At 37.2% G+C, this 19,782-nt stretch carries 19 protein-coding genes and 1 tRNA gene; 15 read left to right on the forward strand and 5 right to left on the reverse strand.

Annotation, left to right across the window (positions count from 1 at the left end; genetic code table 11):
* The 5 genes from RYK16_RS06525 to RYK16_RS06545 form a co-directional block, all read left to right on the forward strand.
* On the forward strand, positions 1–677 hold a 677-nt coding region (locus RYK16_RS06525; RefSeq protein WP_314851458.1), incomplete at its 5' end, for a UDP-galactopyranose mutase.
* A 104-nt stretch (positions 678–781) separates the two neighbouring features.
* The gene (locus tag RYK16_RS06530) at positions 782–1,720 is read left to right on the forward strand and encodes a beta-propeller fold lactonase family protein (RefSeq protein ID WP_314851459.1); all 939 of its coding nucleotides are present in this window, start codon (positions 782–784) and stop codon (positions 1,718–1,720) included.
* Positions 1,713–3,086, forward strand: a complete 1,374-nt coding sequence (gene gndA / locus RYK16_RS06535; protein WP_314851460.1) for an NADP-dependent phosphogluconate dehydrogenase — start codon at positions 1,713–1,715, stop codon at positions 3,084–3,086. The genes RYK16_RS06530 and gndA overlap by 8 nt, the downstream gene beginning before the upstream one ends.
* Positions 3,079–4,455 (forward strand): glucose-6-phosphate dehydrogenase, encoded by a 1,377-nt coding sequence (gene zwf / locus RYK16_RS06540; RefSeq protein WP_314851461.1) that lies wholly within the window; start codon positions 3,079–3,081, stop codon positions 4,453–4,455. Before gndA ends, zwf begins: the two co-directional genes overlap by 8 nt.
* A 53-nt stretch (positions 4,456–4,508) precedes the next feature.
* Positions 4,509–5,156: a DUF3781 domain-containing protein gene (locus RYK16_RS06545; protein WP_314851462.1), complete on the forward strand. Its 648-nt coding sequence runs from the start codon at positions 4,509–4,511 to the stop codon at positions 5,154–5,156.
* Between the two features lie 60 nt (positions 5,157–5,216).
* On the opposite strand, the gene RYK16_RS06550 is transcribed toward RYK16_RS06545, so the two are convergent.
* Both RYK16_RS06550 and RYK16_RS06555 read right to left on the reverse strand, forming a co-directional pair.
* Positions 5,217–6,683 (reverse strand): flavocytochrome c, encoded by a 1,467-nt coding sequence (locus tag RYK16_RS06550; RefSeq protein ID WP_294207705.1) that lies wholly within the window; start codon positions 6,681–6,683, stop codon positions 5,217–5,219.
* A gap of 182 nt (positions 6,684–6,865) precedes the next feature.
* Positions 6,866–6,947 (reverse strand) — tRNA-Leu (locus tag RYK16_RS06555).
* A 135-nt stretch (positions 6,948–7,082) separates the two neighbouring features.
* Here RYK16_RS06555 and typA point away from each other — a divergent pair.
* The 10 genes from typA (at position 7,083) to RYK16_RS06605 (ending at position 16,986) form a co-directional block, all read left to right on the forward strand.
* Positions 7,083–8,915, forward strand: coding sequence for a translational GTPase TypA (gene typA, locus RYK16_RS06560; protein ID WP_314851463.1), 1,833 nt, complete (start codon positions 7,083–7,085; stop codon positions 8,913–8,915).
* A 56-nt stretch (positions 8,916–8,971) separates the two neighbouring features.
* Positions 8,972–9,547 (forward strand): uracil-DNA glycosylase family protein, encoded by a 576-nt coding sequence (locus RYK16_RS06565; RefSeq protein WP_314851464.1) that lies wholly within the window; start codon positions 8,972–8,974, stop codon positions 9,545–9,547.
* A 136-nt stretch (positions 9,548–9,683) separates the two neighbouring features.
* Positions 9,684–10,244, forward strand: coding sequence for a DJ-1 family glyoxalase III (locus tag RYK16_RS06570; RefSeq protein ID WP_314851465.1), 561 nt, complete (start codon positions 9,684–9,686; stop codon positions 10,242–10,244).
* Between the two features lie 15 nt (positions 10,245–10,259).
* On the forward strand, positions 10,260–11,480 hold the full coding sequence (gene pepT, locus RYK16_RS06575) for a peptidase T (RefSeq protein ID WP_314851466.1): 1,221 nt from the start codon (positions 10,260–10,262) through the stop codon (positions 11,478–11,480).
* A 1-nt stretch (position 11,481) separates the two neighbouring features.
* Complete coding sequence (locus tag RYK16_RS06580) at positions 11,482–12,402, forward strand: 1-phosphofructokinase family hexose kinase (RefSeq protein ID WP_314851467.1); 921 nt, start codon at positions 11,482–11,484, stop codon at positions 12,400–12,402.
* 47 nt (positions 12,403–12,449) lie between these two features.
* A complete protein-coding gene (locus RYK16_RS06585) occupies positions 12,450–13,061 on the forward strand; it encodes a hypothetical protein (RefSeq protein ID WP_294020684.1) in 612 nt (203 codons plus the stop codon).
* 111 nt (positions 13,062–13,172) lie between these two features.
* A complete protein-coding gene (locus tag RYK16_RS06590; RefSeq protein ID WP_314851468.1) occupies positions 13,173–14,105 on the forward strand; it encodes a glycosyltransferase family 2 protein in 933 nt (310 codons plus the stop codon).
* 10 nt (positions 14,106–14,115) lie between these two features.
* Positions 14,116–14,559: a GNAT family N-acetyltransferase gene (locus RYK16_RS06595; RefSeq protein ID WP_314851470.1), complete on the forward strand. Its 444-nt coding sequence runs from the start codon at positions 14,116–14,118 to the stop codon at positions 14,557–14,559.
* Positions 14,560–14,595: 36 nt separating this feature from the next.
* On the forward strand, positions 14,596–16,119 hold the full coding sequence (cls, locus tag RYK16_RS06600; protein WP_314851471.1) for a cardiolipin synthase: 1,524 nt from the start codon (positions 14,596–14,598) through the stop codon (positions 16,117–16,119).
* Positions 16,120–16,131: 12 nt separating this feature from the next.
* Entirely contained in the window at positions 16,132–16,986 is an 855-nt protein-coding gene (locus RYK16_RS06605; RefSeq protein ID WP_314851472.1) for a patatin family protein, read from the forward strand.
* 15 nt (positions 16,987–17,001) lie between these two features.
* Here the strand turns inward: RYK16_RS06605 and RYK16_RS06610 are convergent, their stop codons facing one another.
* From RYK16_RS06610 to RYK16_RS06620, 3 genes are read right to left on the reverse strand one after another with little or no spacing between them, the layout of a single operon-like run.
* Positions 17,002–18,225, reverse strand: a complete 1,224-nt coding sequence (locus RYK16_RS06610; protein WP_314851473.1) for a M15 family metallopeptidase — start codon at positions 18,223–18,225, stop codon at positions 17,002–17,004.
* Positions 18,212–18,895, reverse strand: coding sequence for an RNA pseudouridine synthase (locus RYK16_RS06615; protein WP_314851474.1), 684 nt, complete (start codon positions 18,893–18,895; stop codon positions 18,212–18,214). Before RYK16_RS06615 ends, RYK16_RS06610 begins: the two co-directional genes overlap by 14 nt.
* Entirely contained in the window at positions 18,880–19,758 is an 879-nt protein-coding gene (locus RYK16_RS06620; protein ID WP_314851475.1) for a class I SAM-dependent methyltransferase, read from the reverse strand. The genes RYK16_RS06615 and RYK16_RS06620 overlap by 16 nt, the downstream gene beginning before the upstream one ends.
* Positions 19,759–19,782 lie beyond the last annotated feature (24 nt).

Raw genomic sequence — 19,782 nt, forward strand, 5'->3', positions numbered from 1 at the left:
AGAAACTAATCAAAGGATATACAGAAAAACAATGGGGAAGGCCTTGTACTGAACTACCAGCATTTATCATCAAACGTTTACCAGTACGCTTAACGTTTGATAATAACTATTTTAATGCGCTCTATCAGGGTATCCCTGTTGGTGGCTATACAAAGCTAGTTGAAAACCTGCTTGCAGGTATTGAAGTACGACTTAATGTTGACTATCTTGAAGTGAAAGATGAGTATGACGCACTTGCGGAAAAGGTAGTCTATACTGGCCCAATCGATGCTTATTTTGATTATCGCTTAGGTACATTAGAGTATCGTTCTGTTCGTTTTGAAAATGAACTCTTAGATATTCCAAATTTCCAAGGAAATGCAGCTGTAAACTATACAGACCGTGAAACACCTTGGACACGTATTATTGAGCACAAGTGGTTTACATTTGGAAAAGATGAAGAAGGCAATGATTTGCCAAAGACTGTCATTAGTCGTGAATATAGTTCTGAATGGAAACAGGGTGATGATCCTTACTATCCAGTCAATGACGAAAAGAATACTGCTTTATATGAACAGTATAAGGAACTTGCCTCACACGAAACAAATATTCTTTTTGGTGGTCGTTTGGGTGAGTATAAGTACTATGATATGGATAAGGTGATTGCGTCTGCACTGGAAAAATCCAAAGAAATATAAAAGTCAGAGAACTCTGGCTTTTTTGCGTTTTAGGGCAAAATAGCAGTGTTTTTAAATAAAAGAGAATACAATAAAAACAATAGAAATAAAAAAAGGAGCTAAAAATGTCATATACAGGATACGTAGGAACGTATACATCCGAAAAAAGTGAAGGTATTTATGCGTTTACATATGAAGAACGTAAGGTAAAAGACGTCCGCTTATTTACAAAAGTGTGTAATCCAAAATATTTAGCATGGTTGAATGATTATATCGTAGCCGTATGTGATTTCGAGGAAGGCTCTGGTGTAGCTGTCTTTGATTTGAGTGGTCATGAAATTGATCATATTGTTTTTGAAGCATTTACATCCTGTTACGTTGGTGTAAAAGACAACTTGATCTTTACAGCTCACTTCCATAGTGGAGATGTAACACTATTGCGTTTTGAAAATAACAAATTAGAACTGCTTGAAAGAACACATATCAAAGAAAAGGCTGGATGTCATCAGGTTATTCCATACAAGGATCAATATCTGGTGCCATGTCTCTTTTTGGATCAGATAAAGATTCTTGATAAAGATTTTAAGGTTATAGATGAGATTCAATTTGAAGAAGGTAGTGGACCTAGACATGCGGTGTTCTCAGATGATGAGAAATACCTATATGTGGTAGGCGAATTAAGTAATCTTCTATATGTTGTAGACATGCATGCAAAGAAAGTTGTAAATACAGTAGAACTGTTAGAAAACGGTCTTTCACATGTGAAAGATACAGCCGCAATACGTAAGAAGGGTGATTATTTATACGTATCAACACGTACACAGGATGTCATTACAGTGCTACATGTATCTGGAAAAGATATCGAACGTATTCAAGTGACATCATGTGCTGGTAAACATCCACGTGACTTTGTGATTGTGGATGATGATATTATCGTCGCAAATCGCTTTTCGGATTCACTAAGTGTACTACCTATTAAACATGCATACGTACAGGATGTGGTATCTACAGTAACAATTCCAGAAGGTGTTTCTATTATTATGAGGAGAAATGAACATGAGTAATATAGGTGTAATTGGATTAGGTGTCATGGGAAAGAATATTGCATTAAATATGCTAAACCATGGCTACAAGGTAAGTGGATATAATCGTTCTTTCGAACGTACGAAAGTATTAATCGATGAGAACATCCCTGGATTTAGTGGTTTTGAAAAACTAGAGGATTTTGTAAATTCTCTTGAAAAGCCACGTCGTGTATTTTTGATGGTACCAGCTGGCCAACCAGTTGATGATGTCTTATTACAACTCGTTGATCTATTAGATGAAGGAGACATCATCATGGATGGTGGTAACTCTTACTTTGAAGATACAAATCGTCGTCATAAGCAGATGGCTAGCCATGGATTAAAGTACTTTGGTGTTGGTGTATCTGGTGGTGAAGAAGGTGCTTTAAAAGGTCCGAGTATTATGCCATCTGGAGATAAGGATGCGTACGCTTCTGTAGGAAAGATATTGGAAGATATCTCTGCTAAGAAAGATGGAGAACCATGTTGTGCATATATCGGACCAGAAGGTAGTGGTCACTATGTAAAGATGGTACATAATGGAATTGAATATGCGGATATGCAGTTGCTTGCGGAAACATATTTAATTCTAAAGTACACCGCAGGTTATACAAATAGCGAAATTGCGGATGTGTTAGAACAATGGAATCAAGGAGATGTGCAGAGCTATCTTGTCGATATCACAGTAACTGTGTTACGTGAAAAAGATTCTATTACAGAACATGACCTTGTTGATGTGATTTTAGATGTTGCAGGAAATAAGGGTACAGGTCGTTGGACAAGTATTGAAGCACTTCGACAAGAATTTAATGCGTCTTTATTAACAGCAGCGTATCAAGCACGTATTATGTCTAACCAACTTGCATTACGCGATGCATATCGCAAGGAAAGTGGAATTCATAAGAAGAATGTTGATATTGAAAAGGTACATCAAGCATATAAATTAGCTAAGACAGTTGCCTTTGCACAGGGATTCAATTTATATCGTGATGCGTCTAATAAGTATAGTTGGGATTTAAATCTCAAGCAGATTGCGGCTATCTTTAGAGCTGGATGTATTATCCAAGCAAAGTTATTACAAGATATCATGCATGCATATGATAATGGCGCAGATGATTTACTTCTATATCCAGTATTCAAAAATGAAGTATTAGAAAATACACCAGCACTAAAAGAGATAATTGTACAATCCATTGATTTACCATTACCAGTATTTACTGCTGCACTTACATACATCAACCAATTATCTAGTGTATGTCTAGGTGCGAATATTATTCAGGGCCAACGTGATTTCTTTGGTGCACATACATATCAAAGAGTCGACCGTGAAGGCTTTGAACACCATCAGTGGGGTAGCCATGAATAAATTAACACTTACAATATTTGGTGGAACAGGAGACTTAACATATCGTAAGCTTCTACCTGCTATGTATAATCTATTTATTAAAAATCAGCTTCCTGAAGAGTTCTTAATTACTCCAATTGGAAGACGTGATTACACAGATGCGGATTACCATGAGATTATAGAACCTTGGATTAGCGAGTTTGCCCAAGTAAAGGTAAAAGATGAGCAGTTACAAGCATTCTTTAAACATATTCATTACTTCCGCATGGATTTTACCGATCAAGCTCAATATGAGTTATTAGACCAATACTACGAAGAACATCCAACTGAGAATCATGTTGTTTATTATGCGGTAGCACCAGATTTCTTTGAAGGAATTACAGATGGTGTCTCTACAATGAAAAACATGCATGATCCAAAGATTGTATTGGAAAAGCCATTTGGTGCAAGTTTAGAACTTGCAAAATTCCTAAGCAAAAAATTAGAGAATTTATTTGGAAGTGACCATATTTACCGTATAGACCATTATCTTGGAAAAGAGATGGTTCGTAACATTCTAACAATTCGTGATGCCAACTTACTATTTAACAATGTTTGGAACAAAGACAACATTGATTATGTTCAGATTTCTGCGCTGGAAGAAGTTGGTGTTGAAACAAGAGGAAACTATTATGATCACGCAGGTGCTCTGAAAGATATGGTTCAAAACCATTTATTACAAATTATGAGTATCGTAGCAGTAGATGATCCAACTGGTAATATGAATGAACAACAACTTGAAGTTCTAAAACAACTACGTCCAGTCAATGAACTAAAGATTCAAGACACACTATTGATGGGGCAGTATGAAGGATATAGAGAAGAACTACATGTGGACCCTGCATCTACTACCGAAACATTTGCGGGATTAAAACTGTTTATTGATAATGAACGTTGGCAAGGTGTACCATTCTATATCCGTACAGGTAAGAAAATGGCTCGACGTGAGATTGAAGTTAAAATCACATTCAAAAGACAGCGTGAGGATGTAGATCCTAATGTACTAGTGATTAAGATTCAGCCGACAGAAGGAGTATATCTTGAATTTAATATCAAGACACCAGGTGAAGATAGTATTACAAAAGCACAGATGGACTTCTGCCAAAACTGTAATTTAATCTTTAAGTTAAACACACCAGAAGCATACGAAAGAATGTTACATGCGTGCATGATTGGTGATAACTCGTGGTTTACTAAGTGGGAGATGATTGAATATAGTTGGGAATATATCGATGCTTTAAAGCAGATGTATACTGACGCAAATCTTCCAGTCTATACATATCCACAAGGCAGTGTAGAACCAAAAGAACTTTCTCAGTTATATCATAACGATTTTAAACAATGGAATTAGCCTCGTTATCGAGGCTTTTTTACATGCTATAATTAGGTCAAGGTAAAATGACTATGGTAGAAAACAAAGTTAAAAATTATCCCTGGAGATGGTGTATGGTTGGAAATATAGTTGATAAAAGATTTTATGGGGAAGAACATGAAATAAAATCTGGTGTAAAACTTTTTTCTCCTGGTACTAAAGTATATATTGCTCCACATCAATGGGGAGATGGTGGGGATAAACTTGTTGTCTTAGGAAAATCTAGACATAAAAATAGTCTGATAGAATGTATCATTAAAAGTAAACATATTTGTAATTGGAGATTGAAAAAAATCTACCCATCTAAAGTTTTGGATAGAATGAATTATTCAAAATATCATTGGTGGGGAAATGATGATGAATGGAAAGAATGTATAGAGAATTACGTAAAAGATGTAAAGAAATACCTTTCAAATAATACTAAAATACTTAAAAATGAAACAGTAGAAGAATTTTTATTAAATATAGATAATATGAATACAACGTCTAAAGGACTAATTAGAATCCAAGAAAGTTTGAGTTCAGATATAGAAGATGTTGTCGAGTATTGTAAAAATAAAATAAGAGATAAGAATTGTAAGATATCCAAAGAAGGAAGGAATTGGATATGTATTACTGATGATATTAAAATCATAGTAAATTCATGTAGTAATACGATTGTTACAGTAAAAAAGATGTAAAAATGATAGTAGTTACCAAAATAAAAAAGCGGGATGATAACATCTCGCTTTATATGTTTATTACTTAGATACTTGTTCGCCAGCGATTCTACCGAATACTGTAATATCAGCGATAGCGTCAGAACCTAGACGGTTTGTACCGTGGATACCACCAGTAACTTCACCAGCAGCGTATAGACCAGCGATAGCCTTGCCATCCTTGTCTAATACTTGAGCGTTAGTGTTGATTACAACACCACCCATTGTGTGGTGAACAGATGGTTGTGAAACCATGATGTAGTATGGACCTTCACCAAAGGCAACTAACTTACCACGCTTATTAAATTCTAAGTCCTTACCATCAGCAGCGTATTGGTTGTAATCTGCGATAGTCTTCTTTAATGCTTCAGCGTCAATACCGAAGAAAGCAGCAGCTTCTTCAATTGTATCAGCCTTCACTAAGTGCTTTTCCTTGATGAGTCTTTCGTATTCTTCAGGGTGAGCTTCCTTAACACCAGAAGCTTCCATAGATGCTTCATCCCAGAACATGTATGAAACGCCACCAGTCTGTTCTGTAACAGCCTTAGAGATAACGTCACGACGTTCTAGTTCTTCAACGAAACGCTTACCTTCCTTGTTAACAAGGATTGATCTACCAGCTAAACGTACGTCACCAACATATAATAATGTGCCAGATGTGATGTCGCATGTTGGATATGTTTGGATATATGACATATCTACTGTAGCTGCACCGATCTTTTCAGCCATTACAATACCGTCACCAGTACTTCCTGGAGAACATGTAGATAGGATCTTTTCATCCATTTCTGGATTGTATTCCTTACGCATTTCAATGTTAGAACCGAAACCACCTGTCGCAAGAACAACACCCTTAGAAGCTGTGAATGTTACATCACCATCTTTTGTTGTTGCCTTAACGCCAGTAACCTTCTTGTCTGTTTCTACTAATTCAGTAGCCTTTGTGTTTGTTAATACTGTGATACCTAATTCGTCAGCCTTAGCCTTTAACTTCTGGATGATTTCAACACCAGATTCGTTGTGTGGCACTAAGGAACGCATTACGCTGTGTCCACCGAAGAACATCATCTTGTCTTCGAAGTCAACCTTAATGTCATCACGTAACCATTCAGCAGCGCTTAAAGCGTTGTCAGCTAAAACTCTAACGAGTTCAGGGTTAGCCTTGTAGTCGCCACCCTTCATGACATCTTCATAGAACTTATCAGCACTATCTTCGATGCCTTCCTTTTTTTGTAACCAGTTACCAGGTGCTGCCATTTCACCACCAGATAGAGCTGTGTTACCACCGATAGCTGCCATCTTTTCAACAACAACAACGGATGCACCGTTTTCAGCTGCAGTAATAGCGGCAGTAAGACCAGCTCCACCAGCGCCAATAACTACTACATCGTAGTCTGTCTTTACTGTCTCTTTTGTTTCTGCTGTAGAACCTGTTTTTTCAGATTTTGAGCAGCCGGCAAAGGATAAAGCCATAGTTAAAGCTAAAGCCGGAATCAATACTTTTTTCATATTTACTCTTTTCCTCCTATAGATATACATGATAATTTTGCTACTAATAAAAGTAAAGAGATTTTATACCGCTTACATTACTTTTATTGAAATTAAATACCGACTTGCAATATTTTTCATGAAAGTACATATGAAAATGTAGGTGGAAGCATAAAAAAACCCACTGTTGTGGGTTAAATTAGTGCACCAGACAAGACTTGAACTTGCACGAGTTGCCTCATACGCCCCTCAAGCGTACGTGTCTGCCGATTCCACCACTGGTGCATCGCTCAAATATTATAGCAACCTCCACATCTATCGTCAATGAAAACATCTGTATTTTAAGTGGGTTTGGGTTGTAATTTATGGCTATAAAATATATAATTTATCCGCTTATGCTTAAAAGAAGGTGAAGAGAAGATGGATTATCAAAAGATTATTAACATTGCTGTGATTGCTCACGTTGACGCTGGAAAATCAACGTTAGTAGACGCATTCCTCAAACAGAGTCATGTATTTAAAGATAACGAAAAGGTTGTAGACTGCATTATGGACTCCAACGATCTCGAACGTGAAAGAGGAATTACTATTTATTCCAAGAACTGCTCTGTAACATACAAAGACTACAAGATTAATATCGTTGATACACCAGGTCACGCAGACTTCTCTTCCGAAGTTGAGCGTATTATCAAAACAGTTGATACGGTTATCTTGTTAGTAGACTCAGCAGAAGGACCAATGCCACAGACACGTTTCGTGTTGCAGAAGTCATTAGAAGCAGGTCTTCGTCCTATCTTATTAATCAATAAGATGGATAAGCAGGATGCTCGTGCTAATGAAGTTATCGATGAAGTATATGAATTGTTCCTCGAACTAAACGCAACAGATGATCAGTTAGACTTCCCAATCCTATTTGGTAAGGCTAGAGAGGGTATTGTTAATTACGAGCAGGATGGTACAAATGAAGATATCGTGCCACTATTTGAAACAATTATCCATCATACACAAGCTTATCCAAACCTGATTGGTGAGCCGGTACAGATGCAAATCAGTGCACTTGCGTATGATGATTATATTGGACGTTTAGGAATTGGACGTGTATATAAAGGTACATTAAAGGCTGCGACATCTTATACAGTATGTAATGCGGATGGTAGTGCACACCAAGGAAAGACAAATCAGATCTTTATCTACAAGGGATTAAGTCGTATTCCAGTCGAAGAAATCCAGTGTGGTGAAATCTGTATGATTTCTGGTATCCCTGATATTAATATTGGTGATACACTCTGTCCTCAAGGTGCTCCAGATCCAATGCCAATGTTAAAGATTGAAGAACCAACACTTTCCATGAACTTCATGGTTAATGATTCTCCATTTGCTGGACAAGTTGGTAAGTTTGTAACTTCACGTAATATTCGTGAACGTTTAGATAAAGAACTTGAAGTAAATGTTGGTTTAAAGGTTGAAGATACAGATTCTACAGATACATTTAAGGTATCTGGTCGTGGTGAATTACACTTAACAATCTTACTAGAACAAATGCGTCGTGAAGGCTTTGAAATTGCAGTATCACGTCCTGAAGTTATTATGAAGAAGATTGATGGTGTTACATGTGAACCTATCGAGGAAGTTGTGATTGACGTTCCAACAGAATATTCTGGTTCTGTTATCTCTGCCCTCAATGTACGTAAGGGTATTCTTTCTGACATGGAAGAAATTGGCACATATACACGTATCACTTATAAGTGTCCTACACGTGGATTAATCGGATTTAGATCCGACTTCATCAATATGACACATGGTGAAGGTACTATGGTACAGCGTTTAGATGGTTATGAACCATTTAAGGGTGAAATTCCACAACGTGAAAATGGTGCACTCATTTCTACTGAAACAGGTAGTGCTATGACATACGCTCTTTGGAATATTCAGGAACGTGGTCAGTTATTCATCGGTGCACAGACACCTGTTTATGAAGGTATGATTATCGGTGTATCTGCTAAGAATATGGATATGGGTGTTAATCCAATCAAGAATAAGAAGATGACAGCTGTTCGTTCCACTGGTAACGATGAAGCGATGAAGCTTGTTCCACCACGTATCATGTCATTAGAAGCTGCGATTGAATTTATCAATGATGATGAACTTGTAGAAATTACACCAGAAGATATTCGTATTCGTAAGAAGTATTTAACAGAAATCGATCGTAGAAGACACGCTCGTGAAATCGGAAAGATTGAATCTGAAATGTAATTGATATATCCTGTTATCGAAAGATAGCGGGATTTTTTCTTTCAGAGGTCATACAGATGAAAATAGATGAATTATTAGAAGAGTTGAAAAAAGATCCACGAAATAAAGAATATACAAAGAACGGATACAGTCCCATCTTACAGGCAGATGCTAGCGCAAAAATCTTAATTATCGGACAAGCTCCAGGGTCACATGTAGAAAGATCAGGAATTCCTTTCGATGATCAATCTGGTATTCGCTTACGTAAGTGGATGGGAATTGATGATAAAGAATTCTATAGCAAGGATATCGCAATCTTACCAATGGACTTCTATTATCCTGGTAAGGCAAAAACAGGTGATTTACCACCACGTAAGTTCATTGCGCAAGAATATCATGAGAAGTTTTTAAAGTTAATGCCGAATATTGAATTAACGTTGTTGGTTGGAAAGTATTCTATCGATTATTATCTTGGCAAAGAGAAAAAGAAGAATTTAACGGAAACAGTAGAAAACTATCAAGAATATCTACCAAAGTATTTTCCAATTGTTCATCCAAGTCCACTCAACTTTAGATGGCTGGGTAAAAATCCTTGGTTTGAAGAGAAAACTGTGAAAGAACTGCAAAAACGAGTTCGTCAAATTTTAAAGTGAATACCGCAGATACTGCGGTTTTTCTATGCTACAAACATATATAAAATAGAGTATAAATGATAAGGCAAAGCCTTAAAGGTGTATAATATTTATCATAAGTTGAAACAGAAACAACGAATCGATAGGAGATATTGAAATGAAATGTGCAATTTTTATGGCAGATGGATTTGAAACTTGTGAGGGTCTAATCACTGTTGATTTATTACGTCGTGCAGGATTAACCATTGATATGATTTCAATGAATGAGACACTGACAGTTACAACATCTTATCAAGTGAAGATTCAGGCTGATAAACTGTTTAGCGAGTTTCAAAATGAATATGATGTTATGATTTTCCCGGGTGGAAAATTAGGTACACAAAATCTTGAAAACAATCAGAAACTCGTTGATTTGTATGAAGCACACTTTAAATCAGGGAAGTTATCCTGTGCCATTTGTGCTGCTCCATCGATTCTGGGTCATCGTGGTTTACTGCAAGGTAGAAAGTATACCTGTTATCCAACATTTGATGAGTTAAGTTTTGGTGGTGAATACCAACAAGTATTGGCTGTAAAAGATGGCAATTTGATTACAGGTCGTGGTATGGGTGCGACGATTGATTTTGCATTAAAAATCATTGAAACACTATGTGATAAACAAACATTAGAAAACGTAAAGAATGGGATTCAATATGAACACTCATTCTTACAACAATAAAAAGGAGTAAAGAATATGAGCGCAGCAGAAAGATTAATCCGTTATTGCAAGATTGATACACAATCAGATCCTGCAAATGAACAAGAAACACCTTCCTCAAAGAAACAATTTGATTTAGCAAATCTTCTCGTTGAGGAATTAAAAGAATTAGGATTACAAGATGTATCCGTTGATGAACATTGTTATGTATACGCAAAGCTACCATCAAATACAGATAAAGTAATTGATACAGTAGGCTTTATTGCACATATGGATACAGCCCCTGATTTTAGTGGTACCAATGTAAATCCACGTATCATTGAAAACTTTGATGGCAATGACATTGCTTTAAATCCAGAGGTAACATTATCGATGGAACGTTTCCCATGGATGAAGGAATTTAAGGGGAAGCGTTTAATGGTAACGGATGGCACTACATTACTTGGTGCAGATGATAAGGCTGGTATTACCTCCATTATGGAAGCTCTTGTATACTTGCATGAACATCCAGAAGTAAAGCATGGTGAGATTGCGATTGGATTTACACCGGATGAAGAAATTGGAAATGGTCCACGCTTCTTTGATGTAAAGAAGTTCGGTGCTAAGTTTGCCTATACGATGGATGGCGGAACAGTACGTGAATTATCAGATGAAACATTTAATGCGGCATCTGCAGTATTACATTTCAAAGGACGTTCCATTCACCCAGGTTCCGCAAAGAATCGTATGATTAATGCGGCAAAGCTTGCATGTGAATATCAAGCAATGATGCCTGCACATGCAGTACCTGAACATACAGAGTTATGGGAAGGTTTTATCCATCTTCATGATATGAAGGGTGATGTAGAAAATGCTGAATTAGAATACATTATTCGTGATCATGATTATCAAAAGTTAACAGCGAAGAAAGAGTTAATGTTAAAGGCAGCTGAATTTATCAATACAAAGTATGGAGAAGGTGCTGTCTCAATTGAAATCAAGGATAGTTATCGTAATATGAAGGAAGTATTGGATAAAGATCCAACTGCTGTTGTGATTGCGAAAAAGTCCATGGAAGAGTTAGGAATTCATATTCTACAAGAACCAATCCGTGGTGGAACTGATGGTGCGCAACTTTCCTTCATGGGACTACCATGTCCTAATATTGGTTGTGGTGGTGGAAACTTCCATGGTCGCTTCGAATATTGTGTCATCGATGAATTAGAATTATCTGTACAAGTAATCTTGAAGATTATTCAGAACGTAGCAGAGGTGTAATATGATTTGTACATGTACAATTAATCCTTCGTTAGATTATTACATGGAGTTTTCAGAACCGCTTGAAGCAGGTAAAACAAATCGTTCTGATTTGGAATACTATGAAGCGGGTGGTAAGGGTATCAATATTTCTATTGTTTTAAGCAACTTAGGTGTTCCATCACGTGCATTTGGTTTCCTTGGTGGATTTACAAAAGATTTCTATATACGTTTATTAACGAAATATCAGGATATTCGTCCTAACTTCTCTTATATTGATGGAAATACACGTATCAATGTAAAGTGTAATTCTACAACTGACACAAACATGAATGCATGTGGTCCATATATTCAAGATAAAGATTTAGATAATCTAGCAGGAAAACTAAATACTTTGTATGAAAACGATGTACTAGTATTGGCTGGAAATACACCATCGTATACCGTTGAACAGATGGTATCCATCTTAAAGAAGTTACAGGCAGATGGCATCAAGGTTGTATTGGATACAGATGCTCAGCTTGTAAGGAGTATGTTATCAACAGGCATTTTCTTATTGAAGACAACAAAGGAAGAAGTAAAAGAACTTGTATCCTATCCTGTTGAAACAGTCGATGATATGAGCCGTGCAGCGAAAGACCTACATGCACAAGGTGTAGAAAATGTCATGGTTTTAGATCTGGATGGAAATGCGATACTTGCTTGTAAGGAAGGTACTTTCCATTGTGATGTATTAGATCCAACAACGATTGTAAATACAGTAGGAACTGGAGATTCTCTCGTTGCGGGATTCTTGATGGAATATAACCGTTCCAGAAATATCGTTGATAGCTTCCGCTTTGGGGCATCTTGCGGTTCTGCGACTGCATACTCTAAGGGTATGGCTACACGTGAAAAGATTGAATCTTTTTCCCATTCTGTTGAAGTAAGAAAAATAGATTGAGTTTTCAAAATTGTGCTATACTAAAACGCAAAGAAAAGAGGTATCAAATGAAAAAAATCTTAACATGCTTATTAGCAGTCGTATTACTAGCAGGCTGTTTCAATAAAACTGAGAGTAAGAAGAACACATCTACAAGTGAAACTTCAAATACACTCACAATCACAAATCCAATCAAATTAAATTCCACAAAGGCAGATATGAAAGGTTATAAGTGGATTCGCAATGATGTCGCAGATTTCCAACTTATCACATTGAAAGAATCTCTACGTATGTTTGAAGAGGGTGGAACAGGTATTCTTTATTACGGATATGATGAATGTGCTTGGTGTAACCGTGCTGTTCCAGAGTTAAATGAAGTCGCAAAGGAATTAAACTTAACAATTTATTACGTCGACGCTTCTGCGAAAGTTGAAAAAGATGACTACAAGAAGTTACTAGAATACATTGATCCAGTATTAAAGGTAAATTCATCTGGTGAAAAAGGCTTCTATGTGCCAGCAGTTATCGGTGTAAAGAATGGTAAGCTGGTTGATTATCATGTATCACTTTTAGATGATTTTGAATTATCAAAGGATGATCCAGATAAACAATTGTCCGATGCACAAAAACAAGAATTACAGGATATCTATCGCAAGATTGCGAAAGAAGTCGCTGACTAATGAAGCGAAGGTTTGACCATCTGGTTAAACCTTTTTACTTTTGAAGTAACATCCTACATTGAAGTGTAGCGATGATTATGCTATTTTAAGTGCAAAGATGAGGGAAGTATTATGCCGAAATTATTAACAGTTATCGTTCCTTGTTATAACGAAGAAGAAAACATCAAATATTTCTACGAAGAATTTTGTAAGAATGACGCTTACTTTTTAAAACATGCAATCATGTATCAATTGATTTTCGTGGATGATGGTTCAACAGATGGAACTGTTACAGAAATCAAGAATTTACATCAAAAGGATAAGCGCGTAAAGCTCCTCTCATTTTCTCGTAACTTTGGCAAGGAAGCCGCAATCTATGCAGGCCTTCAACATGCCTCGGGAAACTTAGTTGCGATTATGGATGTTGACTTACAAGATCCACCATCATTACTACCACAGATGATTGATGAGATTTTTGCGGGCGCAGATCAAGTTGTTGCTAGACGTACTGCGCGAGAGGGTGAGCCACGTATCCGTTCTTGGTTTGCGAAATTATTCTATAAAATCTTAAATTGTTTCTCACAGACAAAAGTAATGGATGGCGCAAGAGACTATCGTGTTATGAATACGCGTGTGGTAGAAGCTGTTCTTTCCGTTACAGAAAAGAATCGTTTCTCGAAAGGAATCTTTAGTTGGGTTGGTTTTAATACAAAGTGGGTTGCATATGAGAATGTACAGCGTAAATATGGTCAAACCAAGTGGTCATTTTGGCAGTTATGGAGATATGCATATGATGGTCTAACCGCATATTCCACAGCACTATTATCGATGTCGTCCTTTGTAGGGGTGCTGTTTTGTGTCCTTTCATTTTTGATGATTATATTTGTTGTAATCCGTAAGCTAATGTTTGGTGATCCAACTGCTGGTTGGCCATCACTGGTATGTATTATCTTACTAGCATCTGGACTACAACTATTGTCCATTGGTGTGATTGGCCAATACCTAGCAAAGACATATATGGAAGTAAAGAATCGTCCAGTATATATCGTAAAAGAAAAACTATAGGAAACTTGTGATGATAAAGAAACAACTATATGAATCGGATAGTGTCGATTTGAGGATTCGGGAAGTGATTCCAGTTTCATTTTTTAATCGTTCACCAAAGTCGATTGTTTATAGCATTTATCGTCATGGAGATTATGAGTGTATTGGTGAATGTGATTTACGCTTTGGCATGGATGAAGAATTATACTATGCAGGAAATATAGGTTATCGAATCTATGATGAATTTCGTGGAAACCATTATGCCTATCATGCATGCCAATTGTTACTTCAAATCGCAAAAGAAGAGTATCATTTTCACAATGTGATTATTACATGTTCACCAGACAATATCGCAAGTGATAAGACAATACAATCCCTACATGCAGAGCTACTGCAGACAGTGAATGTTCCAAAGAATCATTGGCTATATCGGCGTGGTGAGAAAGTGAAGAACATTTATTTATTAACACTCTAATTTAGAGAATTCAAAGGAGTTTGATATAATACTTTTATGAAGAAATTATGGCGAGTACTGACAGGTCGATTAATGGTAGTGATTCCACTGCTCCTATTACAGTTGGGATTTTTTGTAATACTGTTTTATGGTTCTACAACTTATGGAACTGCAATGCCAGTGCTTGATATCTTAGCGCTGATTATCGCAATCTATATTATCAATCGAAGAAACGATCCATCGTATAAGATTGGTTGGTTATTATTGGTATTAGCTGCACCAGTGATTGGGGTTCCACTTTATCTGATTACAGGAAACCGTAAGGTGCCGAAAAAACTACATCATGGAACCGTACGTGCAACACGTTCCCTTTCAGATCTAATCAAACCAGATGAATCGATACTTGATGATATCCACGATGAAGACGCAAAACAGATCTTCCGTTATGGGATTCGCGGTGGTGGATTTCCAGTTTATGAACACACAACAAGCACCTATTTCAAGAGTGGTGAAGAATGGTACCCAGTATTTAAAAAAGAGCTTTCTAGCGCAAAGTATTTTATCTTCTTGGAATATTTCATTATTAATCAAGGTTGGATGTTAGATGATTTAGTTGCGTTACTTGAGGAAAAGGTTCAACAGGGTGTCAAAGTTATCATGATCTATGATGACTTTGGAGCATTGGATATCCCAATTCACTTTGATAAACAACTTCAAAAACGTGGAATTGAAACTTATCGTTTCAATAAGATACGTCCATCTTTAGCAGCTCTTATGAATAACCGTGACCACCGTAAGATTACGGTGGTAGATAACCGTGTTGCCTTTACAGGTGGTGTGAATATCTCGGATGAATACATCAATCGACATCATCGTTTTGGTTATTGGAAAGATAGTGCCATCATGGTTGAAGGGGATGCAGTATGGTCCTTTACATGTATGTTTCTAGGGATGTATACCTATGTTCGTGGCACAAATGATAGTATTGATTACGAACAGTATCGCTTGCAGTATGAATATCCTGCGAATACAAAGGGTTTCTATCAACCATACTCCGATACCCCTACAGATGAAGAACCATTTGCGTTAAATGTGCATTTAAATATGATTCAGCATGCAAAGGAATATATCTATATCGACGCACCTTACCTAATCCTAACGGAGTCAATGAAGACTGCACTGAAGATGGCTGCGAAGAATGGTGTAGATGTGCGTATTTTAACACCACATATTCCTGATAAAAAACTTGTATTCCAGATTACCCGTGGACATTATTTCGATTTAATTTCAAACGGTGTTAAAATCTATGAGTACACACCGGGCTTCAACCATGCCAAGAATATGGTGGCTGATGATAAATTCGGTATCGTGGGTACAGCGAATACAGACTATCGTAGTTACTTCCTACACTTTGAAAATGGTGTGGTGATGTATGATACAGATTCTGTATATAAGATGAAAGAGAATTTCTTAGAAGCACTTGAAGTATCACAAGAAGTTACATATGAAGAGGTGCGTGATACAGTATGGATCGTAAAGGTATTTAGAGCGGTTCTAAATGTATTTATCCCATTAGTATAAAAAAGAGGTTATATGGAAAAGATTGGTTTAGTATTGGAAGGCGGCGGTATCCGTGGAGCGTATACTGCAGGTGCCGTAAAGTGGTTAAACGACAACAATATTACATTTGATTATGGTGTTGGTATTTCGAGTGGTTCGGTATATCTAGCACTTTATTGGCAAAAAGAAACAAAGATTGCCTACGATTTGGCGACAAAATACTCTATTGCACCAGATATCGTTGGGTTTAAGGCGCTATTAAAAGAAGGTCATTTTGTGGCATATAATCATCTATTCAATGATGTATTAAAGAAGGAAGCACATATGACAATTCAGCCTTTATTAGATCAAAAGGCAAATATTGAAGTGGGTTGTTATGTGCTAGATGAAGGCAAGACAGTATACTATGGCATTGATGAAATGGACGATAGTATGCAAGTATTGTTAGGTAGTTGTGCACTTCCAATCGCTTCAGCGATTGTAAACTATCGTGGTAAGAAGTTACTCGATGGTGGTATTACAAAGATGATTCCGATTGAGCGTGCATTAGAACAAGGATGTACAAAGACACTTGTCATCACTACAAAGCCAAAGGACTATGTTCGTAAGCCAGCAAGTAAGTTTGTGGAATTCTTAATGCGCATCATCTATCGCAAGTGTCCACAGATGGCCAAAGACTATCATGTCCGTCATTTAAACTACTATCATCAAGTTGAAATTATCAACCAACAAGTAGAACAGGGTAAAGCAATACATATCCTACCATCACAGAATATCAAGGTATCTCGCTATAAGGGTGATGTTGAAAAGACAAAGGCCTTATATGAACTTGGCTACAATGATATGGAAGCTAGACGTGAAGAAATCTTGAAGTTCTTAGGCAAATAGAAAGAAAAAGTCCGATCATTCGTCGGACTTTTCATTTAGATATTTTTGATAATTCGTAGCACTTAATACGTTTTCCTTTGGCATATTTTTCTCATCTGACCAACTTGCTAGATATAATGCGTAATACTCGTCATAAGTTAGATTGGAATCAACGATAGCCTTAGCTAGTGATTTGCCTAAGTAACGCAACTGGTTTGTTTCAGACTTATTGCCTGTAATCGCTGCCTTTGAAACAGGATAACGTAAGATAAATCCATATTCTGTTGCGTTTTCTTTGAGCCATTGATAGGTGTTTGTCTGTGAGAAGGCACCACCTTCATATGTAGGACTTACATCTGCAGCGTAACCTGTCTGTTGTTCGGATTGTCCAGGGACATCCGCATATAAGCTGGCTACATCTGCGTTATAGGAATTATAGATATCCTTTAATGCTTGGTAGGATACATATCCTGTTGACGCAAAGAATGGAACCTTGTTTTGGATACTTGCGGCAGAAAGTGCTTCAAAGTTTTTGGCAGCTTCTGCGCGTAATTGTACACCTTGAGAGGCGTATTGAAGATCGATTGTCTGAAGATCTTCTGGTGCGTATTCTGCAGGTAGATTATTCTTCTGATTCACATATACTGTGATGGAAGAAGGGTCAGATACGATATTTTCTGTATTTGGTTCAATGAACTTATTTGATAATGTGAAAGAATCTTTTGAGTTTGTATCACGATGTAGTACACAATCATCGATATATACTTTTTCATCCCATTGATAATCGAATACGAGTAGTGGTGTAATTTCCCAATATTCTAGATTCTTAAAGAGATTGAGAATCTGTGCTTGTTCATATCCCTTATCCTTAAGGCGACTTGCAAGTAAGAAGTCTTCTGCAGTTAATGCACGATTATCTTTTACAGATGTGTAAAGTTCTAAATAATCCACATTCAGTGTCTTTTTATCAAGTGCATTTGCAAGTGCCACAGAGTAGTATCGATTGTCTAAGATTTCTTTTGTGAGTCTTTCATTTTTGATTTCTTTGATTTGTGTATTGGTATAGCCAAGACCCTTTAGCTTTGAATTGGTAATCATATTTGGCAGTATGAGTGCTGTTACCAGAATACAAAGAACAATCACAAGTCCAATCAGAATTTCAGGACGAATACGACGTCTTGGTTTTTTGCGTTTTCTTGGTGGATTGATTGTACCGCTACTGTGCTGTACTCTTTGGGGATTTTTATTATAGTTTGTCATAGTTCACCTCAAATTCTTTCCATATTGATGAAGCAGGGGTTGCTTGTACTACGATAGGTGTTTTTAAGGTTGGATGTGGGAATGTTAAGCGGAATGCGTACAATCCAATCGGACCTTTTGTTGTATGTGGATTATATCGTTGATCGTGAATGAGTGGTAATTTGCGACTAGCGAATTGAACGCGAATCTGATGTGATCGACCTGTACCAAGCACGATATGTACAAGGGACTGTTTTTCTTTTTGGCTAATGACTTCATAGGATAGATGACATTTCTTACCATGTTTTGCGTCAGTCACACTGACGGTATTGGTACGCGTATCCTTGGATAGATAATCTTCTAACGTATCACTTTTCTTTGCAGGAATACCATCGAGAATGGCGAGGTATTCTTTCTTGAGTTGGTGTGTTCGAACAGACTCAGATAAACGAGAAGCTGCTTTGGAGGTCTTCGCAAATACCATGACGCCACCAACCGGTCGATCTAAACGATGTACTAGACCACAATATACGTTACCTGGTTTTTGATATTTCTCTTTGAGATATTCTTTACACATGGTTAATAAATCCATGTCGTGAGAATCATCTTCCATGACAGGAATATTGATTGGCTTTTCCACGCACAAGACGTGGTTATCTTCGTAGAGGACGTTGATCATTTTCTCTGCCAACTGCCATAGATTCCACATGGGAGTAGTAAATCGCGATTTGTGATTGGAAGGGCAATTTCGCCAGTTTCCACAATACCATTTGGATGATCTGGCAAAATCATCGTACGAAGTGTATTATCTAAAACAATGGAAGAAAAACCAGTGGTATAGCTATTGATTAAGAAGAATAATGCGTCTTTATCAAGAATTTCTGCACAAGCTTGGATTAGCTTTGTGACTTCTTTTTCAAACTTCCACATCTCACCATTTGGACCTCTTCCATAGGAAGGTGGATCCATTAGGATACCATGATAGGTATGTCCACGGCGCTTTTCACGTTCAACGAACTTCAAGCAATCATCAACGATAAAACGAATTTTATTATTTTGAAGACCACACAAGTCACGATTTTCTTTTGCCCATTGCACCATACCTTTAGATGCGTCAACGTGCACAACTTCTGCAGCACCAGCCTTGGCACATGCCATGGTAGCACCACCAGTGTAGGCAAAAAGATTGAGAACATGAATCTCTTCATTTGGATATTTCTTGATTAGATCAGACATCCAATCCCAGTTCACTGCTTGTTCAGGGAATAAGCCTGTATGTTTAAAACCAGTTGGAGATACCTTGAATGTAAGATCTTTATAATTGATAGTCCATGATTCTGGAAGCTTCTTGCGATACTCCCAATGACCACCACCTTTATCCGAGCGATGATAGATGGCATCTGTATCTTGCCATAGGTTTGTATTCTGCTTTGCTGGCCAGATTGCTTGTGGGTCTGGACGTCTTAAAACGATACCTTTCCACTGCTCTAATTTTTCGCCATTTCCTGCATCAAAGCAGGTATAATCTTTCCATTGATTTGCTATTCTTGCCATGGGGTTACCTCTTTGCTCATTATA

It is taken from the genome of uncultured Solobacterium sp. (assembly GCF_963550625.1).
Taxonomy (GTDB): Bacteria; Bacillota_I; Bacilli_A; order Erysipelotrichales; family Erysipelotrichaceae; genus Bulleidia.

What these genes read in the sequence shown, in the direction of transcription:
- cls (WP_314851471.1), top strand. Translation starts at nt 14,596, where the DNA reads ATGAAGAAATTATGGCGAGTACTGACAGGTCGATTAATGGTAGTGATT.
- RYK16_RS06570 (WP_314851465.1), top strand. Translation starts at nt 9,684, where the DNA reads ATGAAATGTGCAATTTTTATGGCAGATGGATTTGAAACTTGTGAGGGT.
- RYK16_RS06585 (WP_294020684.1), top strand. Translation starts at nt 12,450, where the DNA reads ATGAAAAAAATCTTAACATGCTTATTAGCAGTCGTATTACTAGCAGGC.
- RYK16_RS06530 (WP_314851459.1), top strand. Translation starts at nt 782, where the DNA reads ATGTCATATACAGGATACGTAGGAACGTATACATCCGAAAAAAGTGAA.
- RYK16_RS06590 (WP_314851468.1), top strand. Translation starts at nt 13,173, where the DNA reads ATGCCGAAATTATTAACAGTTATCGTTCCTTGTTATAACGAAGAAGAA.
- gndA (WP_314851460.1), top strand. Translation starts at nt 1,713, where the DNA reads ATGAGTAATATAGGTGTAATTGGATTAGGTGTCATGGGAAAGAATATT.
- RYK16_RS06550 (WP_294207705.1), bottom strand. Translation starts at nt 6,683, where the DNA reads ATGAAAAAAGTATTGATTCCGGCTTTAGCTTTAACTATGGCTTTATCC.
- RYK16_RS06595 (WP_314851470.1), top strand. Translation starts at nt 14,116, where the DNA reads ATGATAAAGAAACAACTATATGAATCGGATAGTGTCGATTTGAGGATT.
- RYK16_RS06565 (WP_314851464.1), top strand. Translation starts at nt 8,972, where the DNA reads ATGAAAATAGATGAATTATTAGAAGAGTTGAAAAAAGATCCACGAAAT.
- zwf (WP_314851461.1), top strand. Translation starts at nt 3,079, where the DNA reads ATGAATAAATTAACACTTACAATATTTGGTGGAACAGGAGACTTAACA.
- RYK16_RS06605 (WP_314851472.1), top strand. Translation starts at nt 16,132, where the DNA reads ATGGAAAAGATTGGTTTAGTATTGGAAGGCGGCGGTATCCGTGGAGCG.
- RYK16_RS06610 (WP_314851473.1), bottom strand. Translation starts at nt 18,225, where the DNA reads ATGACAAACTATAATAAAAATCCCCAAAGAGTACAGCACAGTAGCGGT.
- pepT (WP_314851466.1), top strand. Translation starts at nt 10,260, where the DNA reads ATGAGCGCAGCAGAAAGATTAATCCGTTATTGCAAGATTGATACACAA.
- typA (WP_314851463.1), top strand. Translation starts at nt 7,083, where the DNA reads ATGGATTATCAAAAGATTATTAACATTGCTGTGATTGCTCACGTTGAC.
- RYK16_RS06620 (WP_314851475.1), bottom strand. Translation starts at nt 19,758, where the DNA reads ATGGCAAGAATAGCAAATCAATGGAAAGATTATACCTGCTTTGATGCA.
- RYK16_RS06580 (WP_314851467.1), top strand. Translation starts at nt 11,482, where the DNA reads ATGATTTGTACATGTACAATTAATCCTTCGTTAGATTATTACATGGAG.
- RYK16_RS06545 (WP_314851462.1), top strand. Translation starts at nt 4,509, where the DNA reads ATGGTAGAAAACAAAGTTAAAAATTATCCCTGGAGATGGTGTATGGTT.